The sequence below is a fragment of the Saccharopolyspora gregorii genome (assembly GCF_024734405.1).
Lineage (GTDB): Bacteria > Actinomycetota > Actinomycetes > Mycobacteriales > Pseudonocardiaceae > Saccharopolyspora_C > Saccharopolyspora_C gregorii.
The window spans coordinates 2576107-2599934 of sequence record NZ_CP059556.1 but is presented as its reverse complement, the minus strand read 5'-3'; the positions used below and the strand labels follow the sequence as shown (position 1 = coordinate 2599934).

The window sequence follows — 23828 nt, the reverse complement described above, 5'->3', positions numbered from 1 at the left end:
CGGGGAAGTGGCACCCGCCGGTGATATCCGCAACCGGCGCCGCCGAATCGAGGCTAGGAACCGACAATGGTGCGAGCTACCCGTTCCCCGCGCCCCCACCCGACCGGGTATTCCTTTTGCTCCGACCGGGGTTCTCGATCGAATGATCTTCATCGGCATCCGGGCGAATTCGCGAAATTCCGTGGACGGAACCGCCGCGATCGGCATCGTGCTCCGGCGCCCGATTCCGTTGGTGCAGCAGGGAATCCGACTCCGACAAGTGATTTACTTCACTTCTCCCCGGCGCTCGCGGGCACGCCGGGAAATACCGACATGCCGAAGAAGAACGTTGCTCCCGGCAATTATCCGAAGGAATCGGAGCAAAACCGAGCATTCCTCGATCCGCGCGAAGTTCTCGTGGTGCGGCAACTCGTGGCGACCGCGGAAGAACCACGAGGCCCGCGAGAACTCGGCCACCGAATCCGAGGACGCGTTCTCCCGGCCCGCATCCCCGCGCGATCGGGAACCGGCCCGGCCGGCCCGGGTGTGACGGCGGCCGCAGCCGGGCGCGGGCCGAACCTACGCCTGCGTAACCTGGCGCGATGGCCGAGATCGTGTACCCGCCCGTAGTGCTGGCGGCGAAGACCATGTTCCGCGTGCTGGACAACCGGCTGCGCGTGACGGGAACCGAGCACATCCCGCGCACCGGTGGAGCGGTGATCGCCTGCAACCACGTCAGCTACCTGGACTTCATCTTCTGCGGGCTCGGCGCGCAGCCGTCCCGGCGGCTGGTGCGGTTCATGGCGAAGAAGCAGATCTTCGACCACGGGATCGCCGGTCCGCTCATGCGCGGCATGCACCACATCCCGGTGGACCGGTCCGCCGGCCGGGCCTCCTACGACGAGGCGGTCGCGCGGCTGCGCGCGGGCGAGGTCGTCGGGGTGTTCCCCGAGGCGACCATCAGCCGCTCGTTCACCGTCAAGCCGATCAAGTCCGGCGCGGTGCGGATGGCAGCCGACGCGGGCGTCCCGGTGCTGCCCATGTCGCTGTGGGGCACGCAGCGGCTGTGGACGAAGGGCAGGCCGCGCACCCTCACCAAGCGGCACGTCCCGATCCACATCCACGCGGGCGAACCGTTCCACCCCGGCCCGGACGACGATCCCGAGGTGCTGAGCGAGCAGCTGCGCGCCCGCATGTCCGCGATCCTCGACGACCTGCAGACCGGCTACCCCGACGGTCCCGCCGGTGAGGACGACCGCTGGTGGCTCCCGGCCCACCTGGGCGGCACCGCCCCGACCCCGGAGGAGGCCGCCGCGCTCGACGACGAGCGGTGAGGTGTCAGCGCGGGTCGACGTCGCCGAGCCAGGCGAGGACGTCGGCGCGCAGGTCGTCCAGCGGGCGTTCGCCGGACAGCCGCAGGACGGGGCGGTGCAGCCCGGCCAGCCAGGTCTCGTCCGCGCTGCGGCGGCCGGGCACGTCGGTGTCGTCGTAGTCGCCCGCCCAGGAGAGGAAGTCGTGGTGCGCGGCCGCCAGGCTGCCGCCCGCGGCGACGGCCGTGCCGTAGCGGACGACGTCGCGCCGCCGCAGCCGTTCGAGCCGGACGTCGGTCTCGGCGGTGAGGAACACGACGGCGTCCAGGTCGGTGATCACCTCGTCGCCCCATCCCCGCAGCGTGCCCGACAGGACCCACGCGGGCCGGGGCACGAACAGCGACCGCATCAGCGGAACCCGTTCCGCCACCGGGCGCTCGTCGGTGTACGGCGGCGAGGTGGGCAGCCACAGGTAGTCGTCGACGTCGGCGTGCGGCACCGCCCAGGCGACGGCCAGCGCGCGTCCCAAGGTCGTGCTGCCGACGCCGGTCGCCCCGGTCACCAGCACTCGTCGCCCCGGCATCCGCTCCCCCTCCGCTCATGGTCGGCGCACCACGGTAGCCGGGCCGCGATCGGCCGTTCGGCCCGCACCGCGAGGGCGGCGCGCGACTCGTCGATCACGCGGGGCAACCCGCTGCGCTCCCGGACGTCCCACTAGTAGCGGGCGGGAGCACCGGGTTCCCGCGAGGAGAGGAGCACGACATGCTGCGGACCACCCTGGGGGCGCTGGCGCTGGCGGGCACGGCGCTGACGGTGACGGCGTGCGGCGCAGGTGCCCAGGCGGGCCAGTCGGCGCTCGGCGCGCAGTCGGCCGCCGGGGCCGATGCGGCGCGCACCGCATCGGCCGACACCCCGCGCTGCGGTACCGGTGATCTGGACGCCAGGTTCGGCGGGGTCCTCGACGACGGCTCCGGGCAGCTGCGCATCCAGCTGGAGTACACGAACGCCTCCGACCACGAGTGCATCCTGCGCGGCGCGCCGGGCGTCGACCTCGTCGGCCCGGACGACCCGGTGCACGGGCCCACCTATTCGGTGCCGCGGGTGGACGACGGTGATCCCGGGTACCTGCTGACGGCCGGCGAGCGTGGCATCGCGGAGCTGACGGTGCTCCCGGACCGCAGCCCCGAGGCGTGGCGGCCGACCGAGCTGGTCACCATCCCGCCGGGCCAGGAGGACCCGCTGCACATCCCGTGGTCGCACGACTTCGGCGTGCTGCGCCAGGACGGCGCCACCCACCCCGGCACCTACGTGCACGAGTTCAAGCCGTTCTGACCGGACGAGCGGAGCACTGGATGCTCTGCTCCGGCAACGGGATTCGCGCGGTCCACGAAGGACGAGAGGTGACCGCGCACCCCACCGAGGAACGCTGATCCGGCCGGTCCCGCGCCGGGAAGGCGCGGGACCCACCCGGACTGTCGACGCCCCCACGACCCCACCCGACAGTCTGCCCGTCTCCTATCAGCGGCGACGCCGCTGAGCTACCGACCCAGCACGCAACCGGACCACCCGCGGGTTCTCAGCCGCTTTCTCGCGAGGACAGCTTTTTCCCTCGTGGCGGAGCCACTCGGGAAAAAGATCCCGCAGCGAGAAAGCGGCTGAGGTTCCGCCACCCCACCACCGATCAACCGAACCCCGACGACCAAGGAAGAACTCAGTCGGCTGTCAGGCGGTGCCAGGCGTCGGCCCGCCAGTCGCCGTCGTCGACGGAGATCCGGTCACCGGCCGAATCCCACTGCACCAGGCCCCACCCGTCGGACTCGCCGCCCTCCTGCCAGCCGACCAGCGGCCAGTAGGCGAAGTTCGCGTGCTCGGCCACCAGGAAGTCGGTGAAGTTCTCGAACCACTCGCGGGCCTTCGCGTCCTGCTCACCGCGACCGACCCCGAACTCGCTGATCCACAGCGGCGCGGTGTAGGGCTCGCCGTCCTCGGTGACGAAGAACGCCTGCCTGCGCAGCACGTCGTAGAGCTCCTCGCGCGACATGTCCTGGTAGCGCGGGTCGTGCGTCTCGCCGGTGCCGGTGGCGCCGCTGTGGTTCGGCCCGGTGTAGCCGTAGAAGTGCGCCGAGTAGACGAGCTTGTCCGGCTTCACCAGCTGCTGCGGCAGTTCGCGCACCGGTTCCAGGGTGGGCCGTTCGTGCGGCAGGCCGTCCACCGGGAGCCCGGTCCAGTTGATGCCCTCGATGATGATGAGCAGGTTCGGGTTGGCCTCGTTGAGGATCCGGTCCCCGGCGCGCTGCGAGGCGGCGAACCAGTCGTGCTCGTCGCCGAGACCCCAGTTCGGGTCGTCGAAGACGTCCCGGCGCACCTCGTTGTAGAGGTCGGCGCCGACCACCCGCTCGTTGTCGGCGTAGCGCGCGGCCATGAACGCCCAGTCGTCCTCCCACTCCTGGTCGCTCTGGCTGCTGTTCCACCGCTCGTTGCCGTCGACGCCGCAGCACCAGCGGGAGGTGCCGGTGTGGTTGTTGAGGATCACGGCGAGCCCGCTGCCGGTCAGCGCCCGCACGGCCGCGTCGTAGATCTCCAGCCGCGTCTTGCCGCGCAGCTCCGGGTTCGCGGCGACCGCCTCGTCGGGCACGGTGGCCTCGTCGTCGATCATGTCGTTGGAGAACGGCAGCCGGATGCTGTTGATCCCGAGCTCGTGGAAGCTGCCGACGATGTCGTCCATCGAGGCCCGGTCCAGGCCGAGCGGGATGCCGTGGGAGTGCTCGCCGTCGTGGTGGTTGGCGGGGTCGTCGACGTCCCCGCTGCCGTTCCAGGTACCGCTGGCGCCGTGCCAGTTCCCGGACTTCAGCTGGAAGTCGTTGCCGTCGGCGTCGACGATGCGGCTGCCCTCGGTGTGCAGCGGCCCCGTCCAGGAGGCGTCGGCCCGCTCGGACGCGGCCGCGGTGGCGGGCGCCAGCAGCGAGGCTGCCAGCACGGCGACGAGAACTCTGGCGATCACGCGGACATCTCCACTGGTCGGCTCCCCGGAAGTCGGTCGATCCGGAGATCGACGGTGGCCGATCCATCCTCGCAGCGATCACCGCACCCGGATGATCGGGAAATCCACGGTTTTCCCGTTCGCGGCGGCCTCTCGGCCGGGCCCGTCGCAGCAGGTGCCCTACAGTTGCGGGATGTCGTTCCGCCCCGCCACGCGTCACGTCCCGATGTCGGTGCAGATCGGTGACCAGGTGCGGAAGCGGATCACCTCGGGCGAGTGGGCGGTCGGCACGAAGCTGCCGGGCGAGCACGACCTGGTGGCGGCGTTCGGGGCGAGCCGCGCCACGGTGCGCGAGGCGCTGCGCGGCCTGATCCACGCCGGACTGCTCGAAGCCCGGCCCGGCGACGGCACCTACGTGCGGTCCGCCAGCGAGCTCGACGCGGTGCTGCGGCGGCAGATCTCGCCGCGCGCGGTCGACTCCGTCTTCGAGGTCCGCGAAGCGCTGGAGATCTACGCCGCCCGGCTCGCCGCGGCCCGCGCCACCGACGACGAGCTCGGCGAGCTGGCGGTCCTGCTGGCCGACCGGGACGCGGCGACCGACTTGAAAGGTCGCCTGGAGCGGGACATCCGGTTCCACGACGCCCTGGTGGCCGCCTCCGGCAACCCGCTGCTGCTCGACATGTACCGCGGGGTGGACCGGGCTTCGACGTACTCCCCTGGCGAGCTGTCCGAGCGCGCGCGGCGGCGGTTCCTCGTCGGCGAGTGGGAGAACGAGGACGAGCACCACGCGTTGCTGAGCGCGCTGCGGCAGCGGGACCCGGACGCGGCGGCCGACGCGGCGACCCGCCTGCTGCAGCACGCGCGGGAGGCCTTCGTGCGCGCGGAGGACGGCGGCACCGACGACGGGTGACGCACGTCAACTTGGCACGCCCGTGCAGCTGTCATACATTTGCCGGAGACCGTCGCTCGGCCCGCCGAGCGGGGAACACCGCTGACGCCGGGCGCTTCCGCCCGTGCCGACCGGCCGGACGTCGAGGCCCGTGCCACCGCGCGAGGACCACCGATCCAGCCGCACCCGCGACGATCGCCGCGCACCGCTCGCGCGCTCACCGAGAACCACGCTCGACGAAGGCTGCCGAAGTGAACTCCACCAGCACGACCCACCCGGCACCGACCGGCGACACCACGAACCGTCCACTTCGGACCGGCCTGGTGCTGGTCGGGATCCTGCTGACCGGCGCGAACCTGCGCGCCGGTCTCACCGTCGTCGGCCCGCTGGTCGGGGACGTGCGCGCCGACCTGGGCCTGTCCTCCGCGGTCGCGTCCGCGCTGGTGAGCCTGCCGCTGCTGTGCTTCGCGCTGTTCTCCCCCGTCGCTCCGCCGCTGGCGGCCCGGTTCGGTCTCGAACGCACCCTCGGCGGGGCGCTGGCGATCCTCGCCGTCGGCATCGTCGTCCGCTCCGCGCCGTGGCAGCCCGCGCTGTGGATCGGCACGCTGGCCCTCGGCTTCGCCATCGCGCTCATCAACGTGCTGCTGCCCGCGCTGATCAAGCGGGACTTCCCGCAGGACGGCGGACGGGTCACCGGGGCCTACTCGGCGACGCAGTCCGCGTTCGCGGCGCTCGCGTCCGGGGTCGCCGTGCCGCTCGCCGGGGTCTCGGACTCCGGCTGGCGCGTCTCGTTCGGGATCTGGGCGGGCCTCGCGCTGATCGGCTTCGCCGTGTTCAGCCCGCAGCTGCGCCGCTCCACCCGCCCCCGGCACGAGGTCGCCGCGGCCCTCGACGCGCATCCCGAGCAGTACCGCTCGCCGTGGAAGTCCGGCCTCGCCTGGATGATCACCGTGTCGATGGGCACCCAGAGCGCGCTGTACTACTGCATCATCACCTGGTGGCCGGAGGTCGAAGCCGCGCACGGCACCGCGCCGGCGACCGCGGGCCTGCACCTGAGCGTGCTGCAGTTCTTCGGCATCGCCGGGAACCTCGCCACCGCCGCCATCATCCACCGGTGGGCGCGCGACCAGCGGGGCCTGATCGCCGGGCTCGTGCTGATCAACGTCGTCGGCCTCGGCGGCATGGTGCTCGTCCCGGCGCTGGCGCTGCTGTGGAGCGTGCTGCTCGGCCTCGCCGGCGGCGGGATGATCGTGTTCTCGCTGTCGGTGTTCGGGCTCCGCACCCGCCACCACGGGCAGGCCGCGGCGCTGTCCGGCATGGCCCAGTCCTTCGGCTACCTGCTGGCGGCCTTCGGCCCCACCGCGCTCGGCACCGTGCACGACCTCAGCGGCGGCTGGACCGCACCGCTGCTCGTGCTCCTCGGCTTGCAAGCCGTGCAGCTGGTCACCGCGTGGGCCGCCGCGAGCCCCCGCCACCTCTGAGCGCCGAGGCCGGCCGTCGCCCCGCGACGAGGACGGCACGGGACCCGGTGCGACCGGTGGCCGGCGTCAGCCGTGGCGCAGCGCCGACCAGCGCAGCTTCTCCCGCTCCCGCCGCGGCAGGCCCGCGACGACCAGGTCGTAAGAGTCCTCGATCATGTCGCGGACGTGCTGCTCCGGGACGGTGGCGTTGACGACGACCGTGTTCCAGTGGCGCTTGTTCAGGTGGTAGCCGGGCAGCACCGCGTCCGGGTGGCTGGTGCGCAGGTGCACCGCCAGGTCCGGCTCGCACTTGAGGCTGACCCGCAGCGGTTCGGCGTCCAGGCGGCTGATCGCGAAGAGCTTCCCGGCGACCTTGAACGCGCTGTTGCGCTCGTCGAACGGGAACTCCTCCCGCGCGCCGGGCATGGCCAGGCACGCGGCCTTCAACTCGTGGGGCGTCACGGCTCCCACCGTAGGCCGCATCCCCGACGGCGCGAGCCTCCGCTCCGGCGCACCCCGGCCACGGGGAGCACCGGAGCGGCGCCACCTCACGGCAGGCTCAGCTTCGCCATCCGGCCCCCGTCCACCGCGTACGTGTTGCCGGTGATGAACCCGGCCTCCTCCGCGGCGAGGAAGGCGACCAGCGCGGCCACCTCCTCCGGCGCGCCGGTGCGGCCGACCGGGTGGATGCGCCCGATCTCGCGGCGGAAGGCCGCCGGATCCGGTGTGGCGTCGATGAATTCGAGGTTGAGGTCGGTGTCGATCCAGCCCGGCGCGACCGCGTTGCACCGGATGCCCTCCGGCCCGTGGTCGACCGCGACCGCGCGGGTCAGCCCGTGCAGCCCGGCCTTCGTCGCGCAGTAGGCCGCGTGCCCGGGGTTCGCGCCGAGTCCTTCGACGGACCCGACGTTGACGATGTTCCCCCGCGTCGCGCGCAGGTGCGGCAACGCCTCCTTGATCAGCAGGAACGGGGCGGTCAGGTTCACGGCGAGGTTGCGCTGCCAGTCGTCGAGCGACATCGCCGCCACCGCCGATTCCTGCATCATCCCGGCGTTGTTCACCAGGACGTCCAGCCGCCCGGCGCGGTCCACGACCTCGCCGACGATCCGCGCCGGAGCGGCGGGATCGGCGAGGTCCGCGGGGATCGAGCGGAACTCCTCGTCGGCGCCGCGCTGCGCGGTGAACACGGTGGCCCCCTCGTCGCGCAGCCGCCGCGCGATGGCGCGGCCGATCCCCGCGCGCCCTCCCGTGACCAGCGCGACCTTGCCGTCGAAGCGCTTCATGCGACCGCCTTCCCGCCGTTGATCTCGACCAGTGCCCCGCACACGTAGCGGGCGTCGTCCGAAGCGAGGAACAGCGCCACGTCCACGACGTCGGCCGGTTCCGCGATCCGCCCGAGCGGCACCGTCCGGCCCAGCTCGGCCACCGCGGTGTCCGGGTCGAATCCGCGCCGGGCGAAACCGCTGCGCAGCATCGGGGTGTTGACCTCGTTGGGGCACACCGCGTTCACGCGGACGCCCTGTTCCGCGTGGTCCATGCCCATGCACTGGGTGAGCGAGGCGATCGCCGCCTTCGTCATGCAGTACAGGGCGTGGTTCGGCCCCGGCGCCTTGCCGCCCCAGCAGGAGGACACGTTGACGATCGCGCCGCCGCCACCGGCCGCCATCAGCGGGATCGCGGCCCGGCAGAGGCGGAACGGCGCCTCGACGTTCACCCCGACCGACAGCGACCAGTCCGCGTCGGAGGTGTCCGGGACCGGCCCGCGAGTGATGACGCCCGCGTTGTTGACGAGCACGTCCAGCCCGCCCAGCGCCTCCCGCGCCGCCGGTGCCAGGCCGTCGGCGTAGGCCGGGTCCAGCAGATCACCCGGCAGGTGCGCGTCCGCCTCGATCCCGCGCACGTCCCGGTCCGCCACCGCGACCCGCGCGCCTTCCGCGCGCAGCCGCTCCACCAGCACCGCGCCGATGCCACCGGCCGCACCGGTCACGAGCGCGTTCCGTCCGGAGAACCGCATGTTCCACTCCTAGTGATTCGCCACCTGCCCGAGACCCGGGGCAGCGGACTCGATCCCTCCACCCGCCAGCGGCGACGCGGCTGACGGGAACCACGCACGGCTGGTTCCTGGTGCGGACGGCGTTCCCTCCCGCGGCGGAGGATTCCGCGGCGAGCAAGCAGCTGGAGGCCACCCCGACCCGATGCGGCAGGAGCGGGATCAGCGGTTCAGAAGCTGGCGACCGGATCGCCGAAGAGGTCGCGGTCCGGCGTGACGCCGAGCCCGGGCCCTTCGGGCAGCGCGATGTGCCCGTCGTCGATGCGGATGCCGCCCGCCGGGTCGTAGTGGCCGTCGATGTGGGGCGCCGCGATCCACGCGCCCTCGTTCAGGTCCGGCCGGACGGTCGCGCCCAGCTGCACGCAGGCGGCGGCGATCACGTCACCGCCCCACGCGTCGTCGCTGCTGTGCGGCAGGTGCCGCGCCGCGCACAGGTCGCGGAACGCGCGCATCGGCGCGAGGCCGCCGATGCGGGTCACCTTCATCCCGAAGCCGTCCACCAGCCCGGTCCCGGCCGCGGAGATCGCGGCGTTCAGGCTGACACCGGACTCGTCCAAGTAGATCGGGTGCTGCACCTGCGGGCGGATGCGGGCCAGCTCTTCGACGGTGTCGCAGGGCTGCTCCAGCACGAGCGGGACGTCGGCGCACTCGCGGCTGAGCCGCAGCACGTCGCGCGTGTTCCAGCCCCGGTTGCCGTCGGCCGCCAGGCGCACGCCCGAACCGCGGACCACCTCCCAGACCTTGCGCACCGCTTCGATGTCGACCTCGACGGGACGGCCGCCGAGCTTCACCTGCAGCCGCGGATAGCCCTCGGCGACCCGCTCGGCCGCGATCCGGGCGACCTCGTCCGGATCGCCGACGCCCGCCGAGTAGTAGGTGGGCACCCGAGCCACCGCTCCCCCGCCCAGGAGTTCGGCCACCCGCACGCCGAGCCGCTTCCCGATCAGGTCGTGCGCGGCGATGTCCACGGCCGCCTTCGCGTAGTGGTGCCCGGTGAGCAGGCCGTCCATCGTGCGGTGCAGCGCCACCGGCCACGGCTCCGCCCCGATCAGCCCGGGAGCGAGCTGCGCCAGCGCGGCGCGGGCCCCGGCGGCGTGCGCCTCCGCGTAGGTGGGCCCGACGGGGCAGGTCTCGCCCCACCCCTCGGTGCCGTCCTCGGCGACGAGGCGCACCAGCGTGGTCTCCAACGACCACACCGTGCCGCTGGACATGACCCGCGGCGGGTTCCGCACCGGCAGGTCGTGGGTGTAGACGTGCACTTCGCGGATCTCCACGCGGAAACTCCGATCCGATGTCGCGGTGCTAGCGGACGTTCTCGGCCGACAGGGCGGCCCGGGCGGCGCGCAGCGCGGCCGCGCAGGCCCGTTCCCGTCCCTGCAACCGGGCCGACTGCGTCATGCCCTCGTGCAGCAGGAACAGGGTTTCGGCCAGGTGGGCGGTGTCCTGGTCCGGCGCGACGTGCTCCAGGCGGATGCGGAACTCGTCGGCGAGCTTGTCCTTGTGCTCCCGGACGGCCGCGGCGATCGGCGCGCTGTCCGGGTGCTCGGCGAGGGCGTTCATGAACAGGCAACCGGTGTTCGCGACCTCGGCGAGCCAGTCGCCGAGCCGGACCAGCAGGTGCAGCACGTGGTCGACGCCGGACTCCGGCCCGCCGTCGAGCCAGTCGAAGTACACCCGGTCCCGGTGCTCCAGCGCGCCGACGATCATCGCCTCGCGGCTCGGGAAGTACTTGTACAGGGTGCGGAGCGAGACGTCGGCCTCGGCGCGCAGGGCTTCCACGCCCTGCTCGGCGAAGCCGTTCTCCGCGAAGCTGCGCTCCAGCTCGCCCGCGATCCGCTGCTTGGTATCGGTCACGCGGCGATGGTAGGAGGATCGCTCTACCCTTGTAAAGCGATCGTTCTACCACGGCCGCGCCCTGCTCGGTGAAACCTCTGCACAGGCCGCGGCGAGTTGCGTATCGTTCCGGTTCCGGGGGCGCTGCCGGTGACGCCCCGCGGCGCGAGGGAGGCGGAGTGCGATGCCCGGTGCGCGATCCCCCGCCGGCCCGGGCCTGCGCCCGCCGCCCTGCCCGGCCGCCGACGCGTCCGCCCGCGTCCGCGCCGGAATCCCCTGACACCACCGAGTTCGCGCATCCCCAGAACCTGGCGGCCCGCGATGGCCGTCCCGGTCGTCCAGCGGCAGGAGGCTCGGTTGGTCACCCGGAGGAATCCCGCGGCGGTGGAGCGGTTGCCGGACGGGGCGGCGCTCGGACTGGCGCTGCTGGTCGGCTCGGCGTTCGTGATGGTGCTGAACGAGACCGTGATGGCCGTGGCGCTGCCGTCGCTGGTCGCGGACCTGCGCATCGGCATCGCCACGGCGCAGTGGCTCTCCAGCGGCTTCCTGCTCACCATGGCGGTGGTCGTGCCGACCACCGGGTACCTGCTGCAGCGCTGCACCGTCCGCCAGGCCTTCGCGGCGGCGATGGGCCTGTTCAGCGCCGGGACGGCGCTGTGCGGCGGGGCGCCCGGGTTCGCGCCGCTGCTCGCGGGCCGGGTCGTGCAGGCGTCCGGGACGGCGATCATGGTGCCGCTGCTGATGACGAGCATCCTCGCGATCGTCCCCACCTCGCGCCGCGGCCAGGTGATGGGCACGACGTCGATCGTGCTCGCCGTGGCGCCCGCCGCCGGACCCGCCGCGGCCGGGATCGTGCTGTCCGCGCTGGGCTGGCGGTGGATGTTCTGGCTCGTGCTGCCGATCGGGCTGCTGGCGCTCGGCGCGGGGCTGCGCTCGCTGCACATCGCGAACACCACGTCGCGGGTGCGGCTGGACGTGGTCTCGGTGCTGCTGGCCGCCGTCGCGTTCTCCACGCTCGTGTACGGGCTGACCGCCTCCGCCGCCACCGATCCGTCCACATCGGACTCCGCGGGTTCGGGCCCGGCGTGGCCGTGGATCGTGCTCGGCGCGGTGCTGGTCGCGGTGTTCGTGGTGCGCCAGATCCGGTTGCAGCGCACCGGGCGGGCGCTGCTGGACCTGCGGGCGTGCGGGGTGCGGGACTACTCGGTCCCGCTGGTGCTCAGCGTCGCCGGGTACATGGCGCTGTTCAGCGCGGTGATCCTGCTGCCGTTCTACGTGCAGGTGGTCCTCGGCCGCGATTCGCTCGTCGCGGGACTGGTCGTGCTGCCCGGCGGGGTGGTGATGGGGCTGCTCGGGCCACCGGTGGGGCGCGCCTACGACCGGTTCGGGGTGCGGGCGCTGGTGGTGCCCGCGTCGGTGCTGCTGTGCCTGAGCCTGTGGGCGTTCGCGGCGCTCGGCGGCGACAGCCCGGTCTGGCTGGTGGTGCTGCTGCACGTGCTGATGTCGGTCGGGCTGGCGCTGAACTTCACGCCGCTGGTGACCGATGCGCTCAGCGCACTGCCCCGCTCCCTGCACTCGCACGGCAGCGCCATCCTGACCACCTGCCAGCAGCTCGCCGCGGCCGCGGGGACCGCGCTGTTCGTGACGGTGATGACGCTGTGGTCGGCGCGCCCCGGCCAGCCGGACGAGGCGGGCGTCCGGGCGGCCTTCGTCGTCGCCGCCGCGCTGTCCACGCTGGTCCTCGCGGGCACCGCGCTGCTCCGCTCCCAGCGGCCCGCCGAGACCCCCGAACGCGCCGCCGACGAGCGCGGCACGCGGGACCGCACCGGCTAGCCCGGCGCCGATCGCCGCACCGCGGCGGCACCTCCGGCCGCTGGTGGGCGGTGCTGCTGCTGGTCTCCTCGATCACCGCGCGGGGCTCGCGGTGGAGTCGATCGTCGTTCTGCCCACCCCGCACCTGGTGGCGGCCGGGCCGCTCCGCGGCGGGGGCCCGCGCGCCGGGGCTCACCGCGCGCTGAGCGGTCCGGTGGTGAACCCCGCGCCCTGCCAACCCCAACGGATCTCCGAGGTGGTGCGGGTGTCGTAGGCGTCCCGGGCGATCGGGTAGGTGACCGTGGCGACCTGCCCCCAGTCCCGGTAGCGCGGATCGCGCGGCCCGAGCGGTTCGGTGGGGATCGGGGTGCGGCGGCCGACCTCGTCCACCCCGGCGAAGCTGCCGCCGATGTCCCGGTCGTACGCGGCGGTCCCGTCGAAACCGAGCGACGCCGGGGGGTTCAGCAACGCGGTCGGCGCCTGCGCGAGCCCGCCGCCGACGCGCGGCACGTCCCGCAGGCACGGCGCCACCCAGGTCATCGACCAGTCCACGTACACGTCCGGGCGGCCGGCGAGCAGGGCGCGCAGCGGGACCACGTCCAGCACGCGCGGCCCGGTCACGGCGAGCCAGCCGTCCCGGTCGGTGGTGCCGTCCGCGGCGACGACGCGGACCCGGTCGGCGCCGGGCGGCACGTCCTCGGCGATGAGCGTCCGCCAGCCGGGGTGCACCTGCGGACGCTGCTCGATCTGCCGGTCCGCCGGGTAGATCGGGCGCGCGTCCCGCTCGTCGCCGGAGTCGTCGAGGACGCGGGTGCCGAGCGGCCGCTCGCCGTCGGGGGTGGAGCGGGCGAACTCCAGGGCGAGCCGGTCGCCGTCCCCGGTGCGCCCGGCCGCGGACACCGCGATCCGCTGGTCCGGGCCGAGCCGCGGGGCGGCGAACCACCCGCTGCGCAGCGTCCCGGTGCTGATCGCCCCGCCGGTCAGGCTGGTCCACCGCTGCCGTCCCGCACCCGCGGGCGCGGGGCCGCCACCGCCGGTGAAGCCGGTGAGCTCGTCGGCTCCGCCCGCGCGCGCCAGCACGCCACCCGGCGCATCCGCGTTGATCACGACGTCGTCGACGATGCCGCAGCCGCCCCCGGACAGCTCGCCCAGCAGCTGCCCGCCGACCGAGTGGCCGCCCGCGCGCGCGACCGGCGCCACCGCGAACGACACGAGCAGCACCAGCACGCCGGCCCCGGCCGCCGCGGTCGCCACCACCGCGGGCATCCGGGCGAGCATCCGGCGCGCCGCGTCCCGGCCGCCGAAGCGCGGCAGCAGCGCGCACCCCAGCAGCACGGCGACCAGCAGCACCCACGGCAGCGGACCGTTCAACGGCCGCATCGGCAGCTCGTCGCGCGGCACCCCGAAGTGCGAGTGCAGGAAGTAGGTGTTGGTGCCTGCGAACGCCAGGCACGCGGCCGCGATCGCGGCGACGGTGCCGACCCCGCCGACCAGCAGGACCTCCCGCCGCGCCGACCACTCCCGCGCGCCCGCGCCGAGCAGCACGACTCCCGCGGTGAGCGCGATCGCGCCGAAACCGGCGAGGGCGCCGAAGTAGTGCGTCCACTTCGACGGCGTCAGCCACAGCAGCGCCGACCCGATGCCGAGGCAGCCCAGCGGCAGCGGCACCAGCCGCATCCCCGGCAACCGGCGGGCCCCGCGCACCACCAGCAGCGTGGCGCAGCCCGCCACGGCGATCGTGAGCAGCACCGGCAGCCGCCGCGCCAGCCCGCCCTGGTAGTCGCCGAAGCCCAGCAGGTACTGGTACCGGCGGATCTCCTGGAACCAGCCGACGTCCGGCCCGTAGAACCGGTGCAGCGCGGTCGCCTGCCGCACCCCGAACCACGACTGGTCGGCGAACATCGCCACCAGCGCCACCGCGGCGAGGCAGCCACCCACCGCGCACCAGCCCCACGGCGGCTCGCCGCGCGCCCGCAGCCCGCGCAGGATCCGCGGCGCCAGCAGCAGCACCGGTGCCACCGCGGTCACCCCCACCGGGTTGACGGCGACGGTGAGCCCGCCGGCCAGCGCGCCGAGCCCGAGCAGCAGCACGCTCGCCCCGCCCGGCCCGGCGGTGGCGCGCAGCACGCAGGTCAGCACCGCGGTGGTGCCCAGCGCGACGAACGGTTCCGGCCGCACCCCGAGGTCGAACGGCAGCCACCACACCGGCAGCGCCACCGCCAGCAGCACCCGGGTGCCGAGGTGCCGCGCGTGCGCGGGCAGCACCACCGGGAGCACGCCGCGGCTGAGCAGCAGCCAGGTGAGCAGCCCGGCGACCACGCTCGGCACCCGCAGCAGCAGCGGCGGGGCGTGCAGCGCCACCAACGGGCTGATCAGGTTCAGCACCAGGGTGAACGGCGCTTCGGAGGAGTTCTCCCACCGGTAGTAGTTGGTGAAGTCGCCGATGATCAGCGCGTTGCGCACGATGCCTTCGGTGAACGAGTCGTCGGGGCTGAGCGGGCCGAGCACCAGCCAGGCCGCGAAGACCACGAGCAGGGCGAGGTCGATGAGCAGGAGCGACCGGCGCGCCGGGCGTCCGGCGTCACCCGCCACCCGTCTGTCCATAGTGGACTTATCCGTTGTGGAACCATTGTCCGATCCGCCGCCGGACGAACCGGATCCGCCGCGCCGCCGATCCGCCACCACGAGCAGTACCAAAGACGTGATCATCGCCGCGACCGCCACCCCGATCAGCACGATCTTCGCCGCGCTCGGCGTGCTCTGGAACCAGTCCGCGGTGCGCGCGGTCACCCGCGTCCCTTCCGCCGCCGCCGGGTCCAGGTCGGTGGCGAAGGCGAACACCTCGCGGACCTGCGCGCCTGGCAGGTCGATCGTCTCCGCGCCGAGGCGCAGCACGCTGCCGTCCGCACCGGCGTCGAGGGTCAGCCCGCACTCGCCCGCGGGGACCGGGCCGCGGTGCACCTGCTCGCCACCGACGAGCACCAGCACCGATCCGTCCGCGGCGGACACCGCGAATCCCTCGGTGGGCCTGCCGGGCAGCGCGCTGCTCACCACCGTGGTGGCGGTCCCGCGCGCGAGCCCGGCCCGCACCGCCGAGCACGGGACCTCGACCCGCACGTGCTCCGGCCGGTACGGCACGAAGAACGCGGTGGTCGACTCCACGGGCCGCCCGGCCTGCGGCCAGTCCACGGTGGTGTGCTCGGTGGCGACCGGCGCGAACGGGAGCGCGAGCGCGGCGAGCACGCCGAGCCCCCCGACGAGCAGGGCGATCTTGGTGAGCGCGGGAACCCGGCGCTCTTCCCCGGTGGCGGTCACGACGTCCTTCCTGCGGGATCGGTTGCGTTTTCCCGTTCGGAGCCACCGCGGCCCCGGACGGCCCTGGACAGCAGCCGCACGACCCACCAGCCGAGGCTGAGGCCGAACAGGACCGCCGTCACCAGCAGCCAGTTGCCCAGGTAGGGCTCCAGGTCCTGGCCCGTCGCCGCCGCGCGGTCGGCGGCGCCGAGCCCGAGGATCCCCGGGCAGAACACCAGGAACAGCAGGCCGCTGCCCAGCGCGGGCAGCCGGACGTGGTTCACCCCGGCCGGGTGCGTTCCCCGGAACGCCCCGGTCAGCGCCCGGTCGCCGAGCGCGTACAGCGGCAGCAGCACCGCGTCGTGCGCGACGGCGGCGGCGACGAACCACAGCAGCACCGACGGCACCTCCGGCTCGTCGCGCAGCAGCCGGAACGCGTACCAGGTGAGCGCGAAGCTCCCCAGCAGCACCAGGAACCGGAACGGGTCGGTGCCGAGCAAGCGGGTCACGCGGCGCACGGTTCACCTCCTCCGGAACGAGATCGACGCGACCCACTTGGTGTTGAGCACCCCGGGCAGCGCGGGCACGATCACCCGCGCCGGGAACCCGTGGTCCGGGCTCAGGTCCACCCCGTTGACGCGCAGCGCGAGCAGCGCGTCCGGGTCGAGCACCTGCCCGGCGTGCAGGGTCGCGGCGGCGAACGCACCCCCGGTCTCCAGGGAGCGCACGTGCGCCGAGGCGGGTTCGGACACCCCGGCGAGCCGGGCGAGCTCGGCCAGCGGCACCCCCGTCCAGCGCTGGGTGGTCGACCAGCCCTCGACGCAGGCGATCGGCAGTTCGGCGGTGCGCTGCGGCAGCGCGAGCAGCCGGGCGCGGTCCAGCTCGACCGGTTCGGCACCGCCGAGCAGCCGCAGCCGCCACCGCGGCCCGGTGCTCGCGGCGGCGATGCCCGCGGCGGCGGCCGTGCGGTTCACCTGGAACCCGTTCGGGCCCGGCCCGTCCCGGTAGCGCGGGGACAGCAGCGCGGTGCGCCGCGCGCCGTCGAAGGTCTGCCCGGCGGTGAGCAGCCCGATCAGCGCGGAACCGCCCGCGACGACGGCCAGGAAACCGCGCCTGCTCATCGTGGCCGCCGCGGGCCGCACCGGCGCCAGGTCGTCGTGCCCGCCTCGGTGGCGCAGCGCCCGCACCGCGGCGGGCAGCTTCAGCGCGACGTGCGCGGCGAAGGACCCGATGAACACCCAGGCGCCCCAGTAGTGCGCGGTGTAGAAGCTGAACGGGAACGCGTAGTAGTACTGCACGTTCAGCACGCCGGTGCCCAGCTCGAACAGCACGCTGCCCACCAGCAGCAGCAACGACAGCCGCTCCAGCGCCCGCGCCGGCGAGGTCACCGGCGGCCAGGCGAACAGCTTCGGGATCACCGACCACAGCTTCGCCAGCACCACCGGCACCAGCACCAGTCCGAGCAGCACGTGCACGCCCTGGTTCAACCGGTACAGCCAGGCCGGGCGGGTCGGCCAGTCGAACAGCGGCAGCCGCAACCACCCGGTCTCCGCAGGCATCGCCTGCCCGAACCGAGGACCGTAGGCGACGTAGGACAACAAGCCGGTGAGGACGACGATCGGCAGCGCGACCAGCAGCACCATCCCGAGCACCGAGGTCAGCCGGATGCCGCGCAGCGGGCTGCGCCACGTCCGGGACCGCCCGAACCCGGGCGGCCGGAACCGCTCCCACCTGCTCGACCCGTCGTCGAGCCGCCGTCCGAAGCGCACTGCGGAACTCCTCACCACGTCTCCCGCGGTGCCCCGAGGACGGCGGTCTCGCGAGCTCCACCGGAAAAAAGTGGAACCGGGACCAATCCGCCCGCCGGGTGGCACCGAATACCCGTGGGAAAAGGCAATGAGCAGTGGGAATTCCGGTGCCGGAGCTTCGCCAACGTAACACGTCCCCCACGCCGGGGACCGCAGCCGAGGACGGTGGAATGACGGTCAGCGTCGATGTGATCCTGCCGTGCCGGGACGAGGAGGCCGCGCTCCCCGGAGTGCTCGCCGGCCTGCCCGCCGCGCACGGCTACCGAGCGCTCGTGGTGGACAACGGCTCCGCCGACGCCACCGCGGCGGTCGCCGCCGAGCACGGCGCCACCGTGATCTCCGAGGCGCGACCCGGGTACGGCGCCGCCGTGCACGCCGGGCTGGAGCACTCCGGGGCCGAGGTCGTCGTCTTCGTGGACGCCGACGGTTCGATGCGCCTGGACGAGCTGCCGCGGCTGGTGGAGCTGCTGCTGCGCGGGGACGCGGACCTGGTGGTGGGCCGCCGGGTCGCTGCCGAGCGCGGCGCGTTCCCGTGGCACGCGCGGCTGGGCAACGCGGCGCTCGCCGGGATGCTGCGCAGGCAGGGGCTGCCGGTGCGCGATCTCGCGCCGCTGCGGGTGACCTGGCGCGATCGGCTGCTGGACCTGGGCGTCACCGACCGCGGTTTCGGCTACCCGCTGGAGCTGCTGGTCCGCGCCGCCCGGGCCGGCTGGCGGGTCGAGGAGGTCCCGGTCGACTACTACCCGCGCGCCGCCGGAACCCGCTCCAAGGTGACCGGTTCGGTGCGCGGCACCGCGCGGGCGGTGCGCGACATGGCCCGGGTGCTGCGATGAGCCGCGGCGTGCTGCTCGTCGTCGCGAAAGCACCGGTGCCGCGGCGGGCTAAGACCCGGCTCAGCCCACCGGCCTCGGCGGAGCAGGCGGCGGCGATCGCGGCGGCCGGGCTGCTGGACACCCTCGACGCGGCGGCCGGAACCGGTCTGCCGACGGTGGTCGCCTGGACCGGGGAGACCGCGGCGGCGGCCCGGCGCGACGAGGTCCGGGCCGCGCTGGCGCGGGTGCGGGTCGTCGAGCAGCGCGGCGACGGGTTCGCCGAGCGGCTCGTCGCCGCGCACGCGGACACCGGGGCGCTGCACCCGGGCGAGCCGATCCTGCAGATCGGGATGGACACCCCGCAGCTCACCCCGCGGCTGCTCACCCGGGCCCTGGACCGGCTCGGCGGCTCCGCACCGCCGGACGCCGTGCTCGGTGCGGCGGCGGACGGCGGCTGGTGGGCGCTGGGCGTGCGCCGCGCGGAGCACGCGGCGGCGCTGCGGGACGTGCCGATGTCCACCGGGGAGACCGGCTCGCGCACGCTGGCGGCGTTGCGGGACCGCGGGCTGCGCGTCGAACCGCTGCCCGCGATGTCCGATGTGGACACCATGTCCGATGCCACCTCGGTCGCCGCGGCCGTTCCCGCCTCCCGGTTCGCCGCGGCCGTCGCCGCCGTGCCGGTGGAGCGCGAGCGGTGACGGCCGCGTTCGACCCGGTGTACGGCGCCGACACCTGCTGGCTGGAGATGGACCCGGGCCCGCCCGAACTGCTGCACCCGCGGCGGTGGTCGGACGAACCGGGAGCGGCCGACGAACTGGTCCTGCGCCGATGTCGCGGCGCGACGCTGGACGTCGGCTGCGGACCCGGCCGGATGACCGGCGGGCTGGTGCGGCGCGGGCGCACCGCGCTGGGCGTCGACGTCTCCGCCGACGCCGTGTGCCGGACCATGCTGCGCGGCGCGCACGCGTTCCACGGCGACGTGTTCGGCCCGCTGCCCGGCGAAGGCCGCTGGGAGCACGTGCTGCTGCTCGACGGCAACCTCGGCATCGGCGGCGATCCGCGCGCCCTGCTGCGCCGCGCCACCGAACTGATCACCGGCACCGGCAGCGTGCTCGTCGAAGCGCACCCGCCCGGCGTGGGGCTGTGCGCGGGACGGGCCCGGGTGCCCGGCGGCAGCTGGTTCCCGTGGGCGCGGGTCGGCGTCGACGCGCTGCACGGGCTCGCGGCCGCGGCGCGGCTGCGGGTGCGGTGGCACGCCCGCCTCGGGCGGCGCAGGCTCGCCGAGCTGGTGCGGCAGTGATCTCCGGGGACGCCCGGAGGACCGGAACGTGGAGAGGAGAACCGAACATGCGGGTACTGGTCACGGGTGGCGCGGGCTTCATCGGATCGCACGTCGCGGACCGGCTGCGCGCCGACGGGCACGAAGTGCTGCTGGTCGACGCGCTGCTCCCGCAGGCGCACCGGACGCGCGCCATCCCCGAGCACCTCGGCGGCCACGGCCTGACCGTCGCGGACCTGCGCGACCCCGACATCGCCGACCACGTGGTGCGCGGGGTGGACGTGGTGTGCCACCACGCCGCCGTGGTGGGGCTGGAGACGGGGGTGGCCGACATGCCGGACTACGTGGCGCACAACGAGCTCGCCACCGCGCACCTGCTGGCGGCGATGGCCGAGCACCGGGTGCGCAGGTTGGTGCTGGCCGGCTCGATGGTGGTCTACGGCGAGGGCCGCTACCGCTGCGCGCGGCACGACGTCGTGCAGCCCGGACCGCGGCGGCGGGAGGACCTGGACGCGGGCATGTTCGAGCCGCGATGTCCGCGGTGCGACGAGCCGCTCGTGCGCGGGACCGTGCCGGAGGACGCCCCGCTGGACCCGCGCAGCACCTACGCGGCCACCAAGCTCGCGCAGGAGAACCTGGCCGCGTTGTGGGCGCGGGACACCGGGGCGTCCGCGATCGCGTTGCGCTACCACAACGTCTACGGGCCGCGGATGCCGCGGAACACGCCCTACGCCGGTGTGGCTTCGCTGTTCCGCTCCAGCCTCGCCCGCGGCGAGGCGCCGGTGGTGTTCGAGGACGGCGCGCAGACCCGGGACTTCGTGCACGTCGGCGACGTGGCGGCGGCGAACGCGCTGGCCGTCGCGCAGGAGCGGACCGGGTTCCGCGCCTACAACGTGTGCTCCGGTGATCCGCGCACCATCGGCGAGATGGCGGACGCGCTGGCCGCGGCCGACGGCGGGCCGGAACCGCGCATCAGCGGGCGCTACCGGCTCGGCGACGTGCGGCACGTCGTCGCCGACCCGGCCCGCGCGGCGAGCGAGCTCGGTTTCACCGCGGAGGTCCCGTTCGGCACGGGCATGAAGGAGTTCGCCACCGCCCCGCTGCGCGCCTGACCGGAACGTCGAGCGGACGGGCCGGTGCGCGCCGCCTGCCTTCGAACTCGCCCGGCGGGTCTCGGTCGTTTCCTGCCAGCGGCGAAGCCGATGAGCAGCGACCACGCACGCAACCGGACCACCCGCGGGTTCTCAGCTTCTTCCTCGCGAGGACAGCGTTGTCGCCTGTGGCGGAGCCACTTGCGAAGCCGATCCCGCAGCGAGGGAAAAGCTGAGGTTCCGCCACCCGACCACGACGCGAACCGAGTGAGAAAACCGAAAAGTCACGGTTCCCGGGCGATCACGACCGCGATCCACAGGTCGGCGCGGCCGGCCGCGGTGTCCACGTCGCGGCCGGTGAGCTCCTCGATGCGGGCGATCCGCTTGCGCAGCGTGTTGCGGTGGATCCCCAGCTCGTCGGCGGCGGGCTGCCAGTGGCCGAGGTGCGCCAGGTAGGTGTGCAGCGTCCGCAGCAGCTCGGGTTCCGCGGCGAGGTCGCGCAGGATCGAGGCCGCCAGCGCGCGGGCCGCGTGGTCGGGCAGCCCGGCGCGGACGCTGCCGCGGAACCGCTCGTCCCAGTCGACGACCTCCCGGTCCGCGGCGGCCAGCGCGGTGCGGGCGGCGGCGTCGCTGGTGCGCGCGTCGGCGACGGGGACGGCGGGGCCGACGCCCACCCCGGCGCGCAGACCGGCGAGCAGGTCGGCGACCTCGCGGGCCGCACCGTCGGCCACCACCAGCGCGATGTTCCCGTCGGCCGGAGCCGTGGTCAGCACCTCCGGGTGCTCGCGGGCCAGGCGCTCGCGGGCCCCGGCGGGGACCCCGGAGGCGCGCAGCACCCGCACGGTCCGCGGCGGCACCGGGCTTCCGTCGAGCAGGGCCGCGACCCCGGCGCCCGCGTCGACCGCCCCGTCCAGCACCAGCGCCGCCGCCTGGTCCCGCAACCGCAGCTCGGCGTCGGTGGCGGCCCGCGAGCGCTCGGCGTCGAGGGTCAACAGGGCTACCGTGGACACCAGCACCGCGCGCAGCACCGCGTCCAGCGGTCCCGGGGCCAGCAGCACCAGGAACGGTCCGTCGACGCCGGCGCCGAGCGGCTGCACCACGGTCGTGCCCTCGGCGCCGGTCTCGGTGACGGCTCCGGTCCCGCCGCCGGAGCGCAGCGTCCCCAGCGCGCGCCGCGCCGCGTCCGGCAGCCGGAACCGGGCCGGGACCAGCGGCGTCCCGGCGGCGTCGACCAGTCCGGCGCTGCCCCGCGCGGCCCGGCCGAGCACGCCGAGCACCCGCGCCGGGCCGTCCTTGCGGGAGATCACCCGGGTCAGCTCCTGCTGCACGCGCAGCGCCGACACGGTGGACTCGCGCTCCTGGTCCGCGAGCAGCCCGGCGACGGCTTTGCTCACCGCGATGAAGGGCGTCGCCTCCGGCACCACGACCAGGCCGAGCCCCGCCGCGCGCGCCGCCTCGACCAGGGCCCGCGGGACCTCGGCGTGCGAGAGGCCGGTGCCGAACCCGAGCGCCGCCACCCCGGCGCGGTCGACCCGCCGCACGTAGGCCGCCCAGTCCTGGCGCACCAGCCCGGTGGTCAGCAGCAGCTCGCCGCCTTCCAGGTACCGGTCCGGGTCGGTGAGCTCGCTGGTCGTCACCCACCGCAGCGGGCGTTCGGCAGCCGGCTCGACGATCACGCGCAGCGCCAGTTCGGGGATCGCGACGACGTCGTCCAGGCTCAGCACGATGGCAGTGTTGCACACCCGGGCACGCCTTTCTGTCGGGTTCGCACACTCACCACGGCGCGCCGAGCGGCCTAGCGTCGGAGACGTCCCGCCCCCTCCGCCGCGAAGGAGCCTCGCATGACCGCAGCCGCCCCGTCCCCCGAGCTGATCGGTGGTCCCGGTCTCCCCCAGCGGCGCGAGCTCCGCACCGAGGTCCCCGGCCCGCTGTCCCGCGACCTCGCCGCGCGCCGCTCGGCCGCGGTCTCCGCCGGGGTGTCCTCGACGCTGCCGGTGTACGCGGCGGCGGCCGGCGGCGGCGTGCTGGTCGACGTGGACGGCAACTCGTTCGTCGACCTCGGCTCCGGCATCGCGGTCACCACGGTCGGCAACTCGGCGCCGAAGGTGGTCGCGGCCGCGTCGGACCAGCTGGCCCGGTTCACCCACACCTGCGCGATGATCACCCCGTACGAGAGCTACGTGCGGCTCGCCGAGGAACTCGCCGCGATCACCCCGGGCGACCACGAGAAGCGCACCGCGCTGTTCAACACCGGCTCCGAGGCCGTCGAGAACGCGGTGAAGATCGCCCGTTGCGCGACCGGCCGGACCGGGATCGCCGTCGTGGACCACGCCTACCACGGGCGCACGAACCTGACGATGGCGCTGACCGCGAAGAACAAGCCGTACAAGGACGGGTTCGGCCCGTTCGCGGCCGACGTGCACCGCGCCCCCACCTCCTACCCGTTCCGGGACGACGCCGGGCTGTCCGGCGCCGCGGCCGCGAAGCGCACCACCGACTACCTGGAGCGCACCGCCGGAGCCGACCGGCTGGCGGCGCTGGTGATCGAGCCGATCCAGGGCGAGGGCGGTTTCGTCGTGCCCGCGCCGGGATTCCTCGCCGAACTGGCCCGCTGGTGCCGCGCGAACGGGATCGTGTTCGTCGCCGACGAGGTGCAGACCGGGGTCGCGCGCACCGGCTCCTGGTTCGCCACCGACCACGAGGACGTCGTCCCGGACCTGATCACCACCGCGAAGGGCCTCGGCGGCGGGCTGCCGATCGCCGCGGTCACCGGGCGGGCGGAGCTGATGGACGCGGTGCCCGCGGGCGGACTCGGCGGAACCTACGGCGGCAACCCGGTGGCCTGCGCCGCCGCGCTGGCCGCGCTGGAGACGATCCGCGAGGACGGGCTCATCGCCCGCGCCGCCGCGATCGGCGAGCAGGCGACCGCCCGGCTGCGCGCGCTCGCCGCCGCCGACCCGCGGATCGGCGACGTCCGCGGCCGCGGCGCCATGATCGCCGTCGAGTTCGTGCGCCCGGGCGGCACCGAACCGGACGCGGCGCTGGCGAAGGCCGTCGCCGACCACTGCCACCGCACCGGCGTGCTCGTGCTGACCTGCGGCTCGTTCGGCAACGTGATCCGGCTGCTGCCGCCGCTGACCATCCCGGACGAGCTGCTGCACGACGGGCTGGACGTGCTCGCCGACGCCCTCGCGCAGTCCTGATATCCCCTTCCCCCGACGAGGAGTCCCC

21 protein-coding genes are annotated in these 23828 nt (G+C 74.4%); 10 read left to right on the top strand and 11 right to left on the bottom strand.

Annotated features, from left to right (window positions below):
* Positions 1-581: 581 nt before the first annotated feature.
* Complete coding sequence (locus H1226_RS11165; protein WP_258348930.1) at positions 582-1313, top strand: lysophospholipid acyltransferase family protein; 732 nt, start codon at positions 582-584, stop codon at positions 1311-1313.
* Positions 1314-1317: 4 nt separating this feature from the next.
* On the opposite strand, the gene H1226_RS11160 is transcribed toward H1226_RS11165, so the two are convergent.
* Positions 1318-1872 carry a P-loop NTPase family protein gene (locus H1226_RS11160; RefSeq protein ID WP_258348929.1) on the bottom strand — a complete coding sequence of 185 codons (555 nt, stop codon included), beginning with the start codon at positions 1870-1872 and terminating at the stop codon, positions 1318-1320.
* 179 nt (positions 1873-2051) lie between these two features.
* Between H1226_RS11160 and H1226_RS11155 the strand changes: the two genes are divergently transcribed.
* Positions 2052-2621 carry a DUF4232 domain-containing protein gene (locus H1226_RS11155; RefSeq protein ID WP_258348928.1) on the top strand — a complete coding sequence of 190 codons (570 nt, stop codon included), beginning with the start codon at positions 2052-2054 and terminating at the stop codon, positions 2619-2621.
* Positions 2622-3000: 379 nt separating this feature from the next.
* On the opposite strand, the gene H1226_RS11150 is transcribed toward H1226_RS11155, so the two are convergent.
* A complete protein-coding gene (locus H1226_RS11150; RefSeq protein WP_309148803.1) occupies positions 3001-4290 on the bottom strand; it encodes a glycoside hydrolase family 5 protein in 1290 nt (429 codons plus the stop codon).
* A 172-nt stretch (positions 4291-4462) separates the two neighbouring features.
* On the opposite strand from H1226_RS11150, the gene H1226_RS11145 reads away from it, so the two are divergent.
* Positions 4463-5179 (top strand): FadR/GntR family transcriptional regulator, encoded by a 717-nt coding sequence (locus H1226_RS11145; protein WP_258348927.1) that lies wholly within the window; start codon positions 4463-4465, stop codon positions 5177-5179.
* Positions 5180-5409: 230 nt separating this feature from the next.
* Complete coding sequence (locus tag H1226_RS11140; RefSeq protein ID WP_258348926.1) at positions 5410-6639, top strand: CynX/NimT family MFS transporter; 1230 nt, start codon at positions 5410-5412, stop codon at positions 6637-6639.
* A 66-nt stretch (positions 6640-6705) separates the two neighbouring features.
* On the opposite strand, the gene H1226_RS11135 is transcribed toward H1226_RS11140, so the two are convergent.
* The 5 genes from H1226_RS11135 to H1226_RS11115 form a co-directional block, all read right to left on the bottom strand.
* Positions 6706-7080 (bottom strand): MmcQ/YjbR family DNA-binding protein, encoded by a 375-nt coding sequence (locus tag H1226_RS11135; RefSeq protein WP_258348925.1) that lies wholly within the window; start codon positions 7078-7080, stop codon positions 6706-6708.
* Between the two features lie 86 nt (positions 7081-7166).
* The gene (locus H1226_RS11130; protein ID WP_258348924.1) at positions 7167-7901 is read right to left on the bottom strand and encodes an SDR family NAD(P)-dependent oxidoreductase; all 735 of its coding nucleotides are present in this window, start codon (positions 7899-7901) and stop codon (positions 7167-7169) included.
* On the bottom strand, positions 7898-8632 hold the full coding sequence (locus tag H1226_RS11125) for an SDR family NAD(P)-dependent oxidoreductase (RefSeq protein ID WP_258348923.1): 735 nt from the start codon (positions 8630-8632) through the stop codon (positions 7898-7900). Before H1226_RS11125 ends, H1226_RS11130 begins: the two co-directional genes overlap by 4 nt.
* Before the next feature lie 206 nt (positions 8633-8838).
* A complete protein-coding gene (locus tag H1226_RS11120; protein ID WP_258348922.1) occupies positions 8839-9942 on the bottom strand; it encodes a mandelate racemase/muconate lactonizing enzyme family protein in 1104 nt (367 codons plus the stop codon).
* A gap of 28 nt (positions 9943-9970) precedes the next feature.
* A complete protein-coding gene (locus tag H1226_RS11115; RefSeq protein ID WP_258348921.1) occupies positions 9971-10522 on the bottom strand; it encodes a TetR/AcrR family transcriptional regulator in 552 nt (183 codons plus the stop codon).
* 336 nt (positions 10523-10858) lie between these two features.
* Here H1226_RS11115 and H1226_RS11110 point away from each other — a divergent pair, with 336 nt between their 5' ends.
* Positions 10859-12334, top strand: a complete 1476-nt coding sequence (locus tag H1226_RS11110) for a DHA2 family efflux MFS transporter permease subunit (RefSeq protein WP_258348920.1) — start codon at positions 10859-10861, stop codon at positions 12332-12334.
* 171 nt (positions 12335-12505) lie between these two features.
* Here the strand turns inward: H1226_RS11110 and H1226_RS11105 are convergent, their stop codons facing one another.
* Genes H1226_RS11105 through H1226_RS11095 form a run of 3 tightly spaced genes read right to left on the bottom strand, consistent with a single transcriptional unit; the run spans position 12506 to position 17376 of the window.
* The gene (locus H1226_RS11105) at positions 12506-15628 is read right to left on the bottom strand and encodes an arabinosyltransferase domain-containing protein (RefSeq protein WP_258348919.1); all 3123 of its coding nucleotides are present in this window, start codon (positions 15626-15628) and stop codon (positions 12506-12508) included.
* Positions 15625-16116 (bottom strand): hypothetical protein, encoded by a 492-nt coding sequence (locus H1226_RS11100; protein WP_258348918.1) that lies wholly within the window; start codon positions 16114-16116, stop codon positions 15625-15627. The genes H1226_RS11105 and H1226_RS11100 overlap by 4 nt, the downstream gene beginning before the upstream one ends.
* Before the next feature lie 12 nt (positions 16117-16128).
* Positions 16129-17376 (bottom strand): molybdopterin-dependent oxidoreductase, encoded by a 1248-nt coding sequence (locus H1226_RS11095; RefSeq protein WP_258348917.1) that lies wholly within the window; start codon positions 17374-17376, stop codon positions 16129-16131.
* 209 nt (positions 17377-17585) lie between these two features.
* On the opposite strand from H1226_RS11095, the gene H1226_RS11090 reads away from it, so the two are divergent.
* The 4 genes from H1226_RS11090 to H1226_RS11075 are packed head-to-tail and all read left to right on the top strand — an operon-like array spanning position 17586 to position 20618.
* Positions 17586-18248, top strand: a complete 663-nt coding sequence (locus H1226_RS11090; RefSeq protein WP_258348916.1) for a glycosyltransferase family 2 protein — start codon at positions 17586-17588, stop codon at positions 18246-18248.
* On the top strand, positions 18245-18925 hold the full coding sequence (locus H1226_RS11085) for a TIGR04282 family arsenosugar biosynthesis glycosyltransferase (RefSeq protein ID WP_258348915.1): 681 nt from the start codon (positions 18245-18247) through the stop codon (positions 18923-18925). The genes H1226_RS11090 and H1226_RS11085 overlap by 4 nt, the downstream gene beginning before the upstream one ends.
* Positions 18922-19527 carry a methyltransferase domain-containing protein gene (locus tag H1226_RS11080; protein WP_224957303.1) on the top strand — a complete coding sequence of 202 codons (606 nt, stop codon included), beginning with the start codon at positions 18922-18924 and terminating at the stop codon, positions 19525-19527. Before H1226_RS11085 ends, H1226_RS11080 begins: the two co-directional genes overlap by 4 nt.
* A gap of 47 nt (positions 19528-19574) precedes the next feature.
* On the top strand, positions 19575-20618 hold the full coding sequence (locus H1226_RS11075) for an NAD-dependent epimerase/dehydratase family protein (RefSeq protein ID WP_258348914.1): 1044 nt from the start codon (positions 19575-19577) through the stop codon (positions 20616-20618).
* Between the two features lie 263 nt (positions 20619-20881).
* On the opposite strand, the gene H1226_RS11070 is transcribed toward H1226_RS11075, so the two are convergent.
* The gene (locus H1226_RS11070) at positions 20882-22339 is read right to left on the bottom strand and encodes a PucR family transcriptional regulator (RefSeq protein ID WP_258348913.1); all 1458 of its coding nucleotides are present in this window, start codon (positions 22337-22339) and stop codon (positions 20882-20884) included.
* Between the two features lie 99 nt (positions 22340-22438).
* On the opposite strand from H1226_RS11070, the gene gabT reads away from it, so the two are divergent.
* Positions 22439-23800 (top strand): 4-aminobutyrate--2-oxoglutarate transaminase, encoded by a 1362-nt coding sequence (gene gabT, locus H1226_RS11065; protein ID WP_258348912.1) that lies wholly within the window; start codon positions 22439-22441, stop codon positions 23798-23800.
* The last annotated feature ends 28 nt before the right edge of the window (positions 23801-23828 follow it).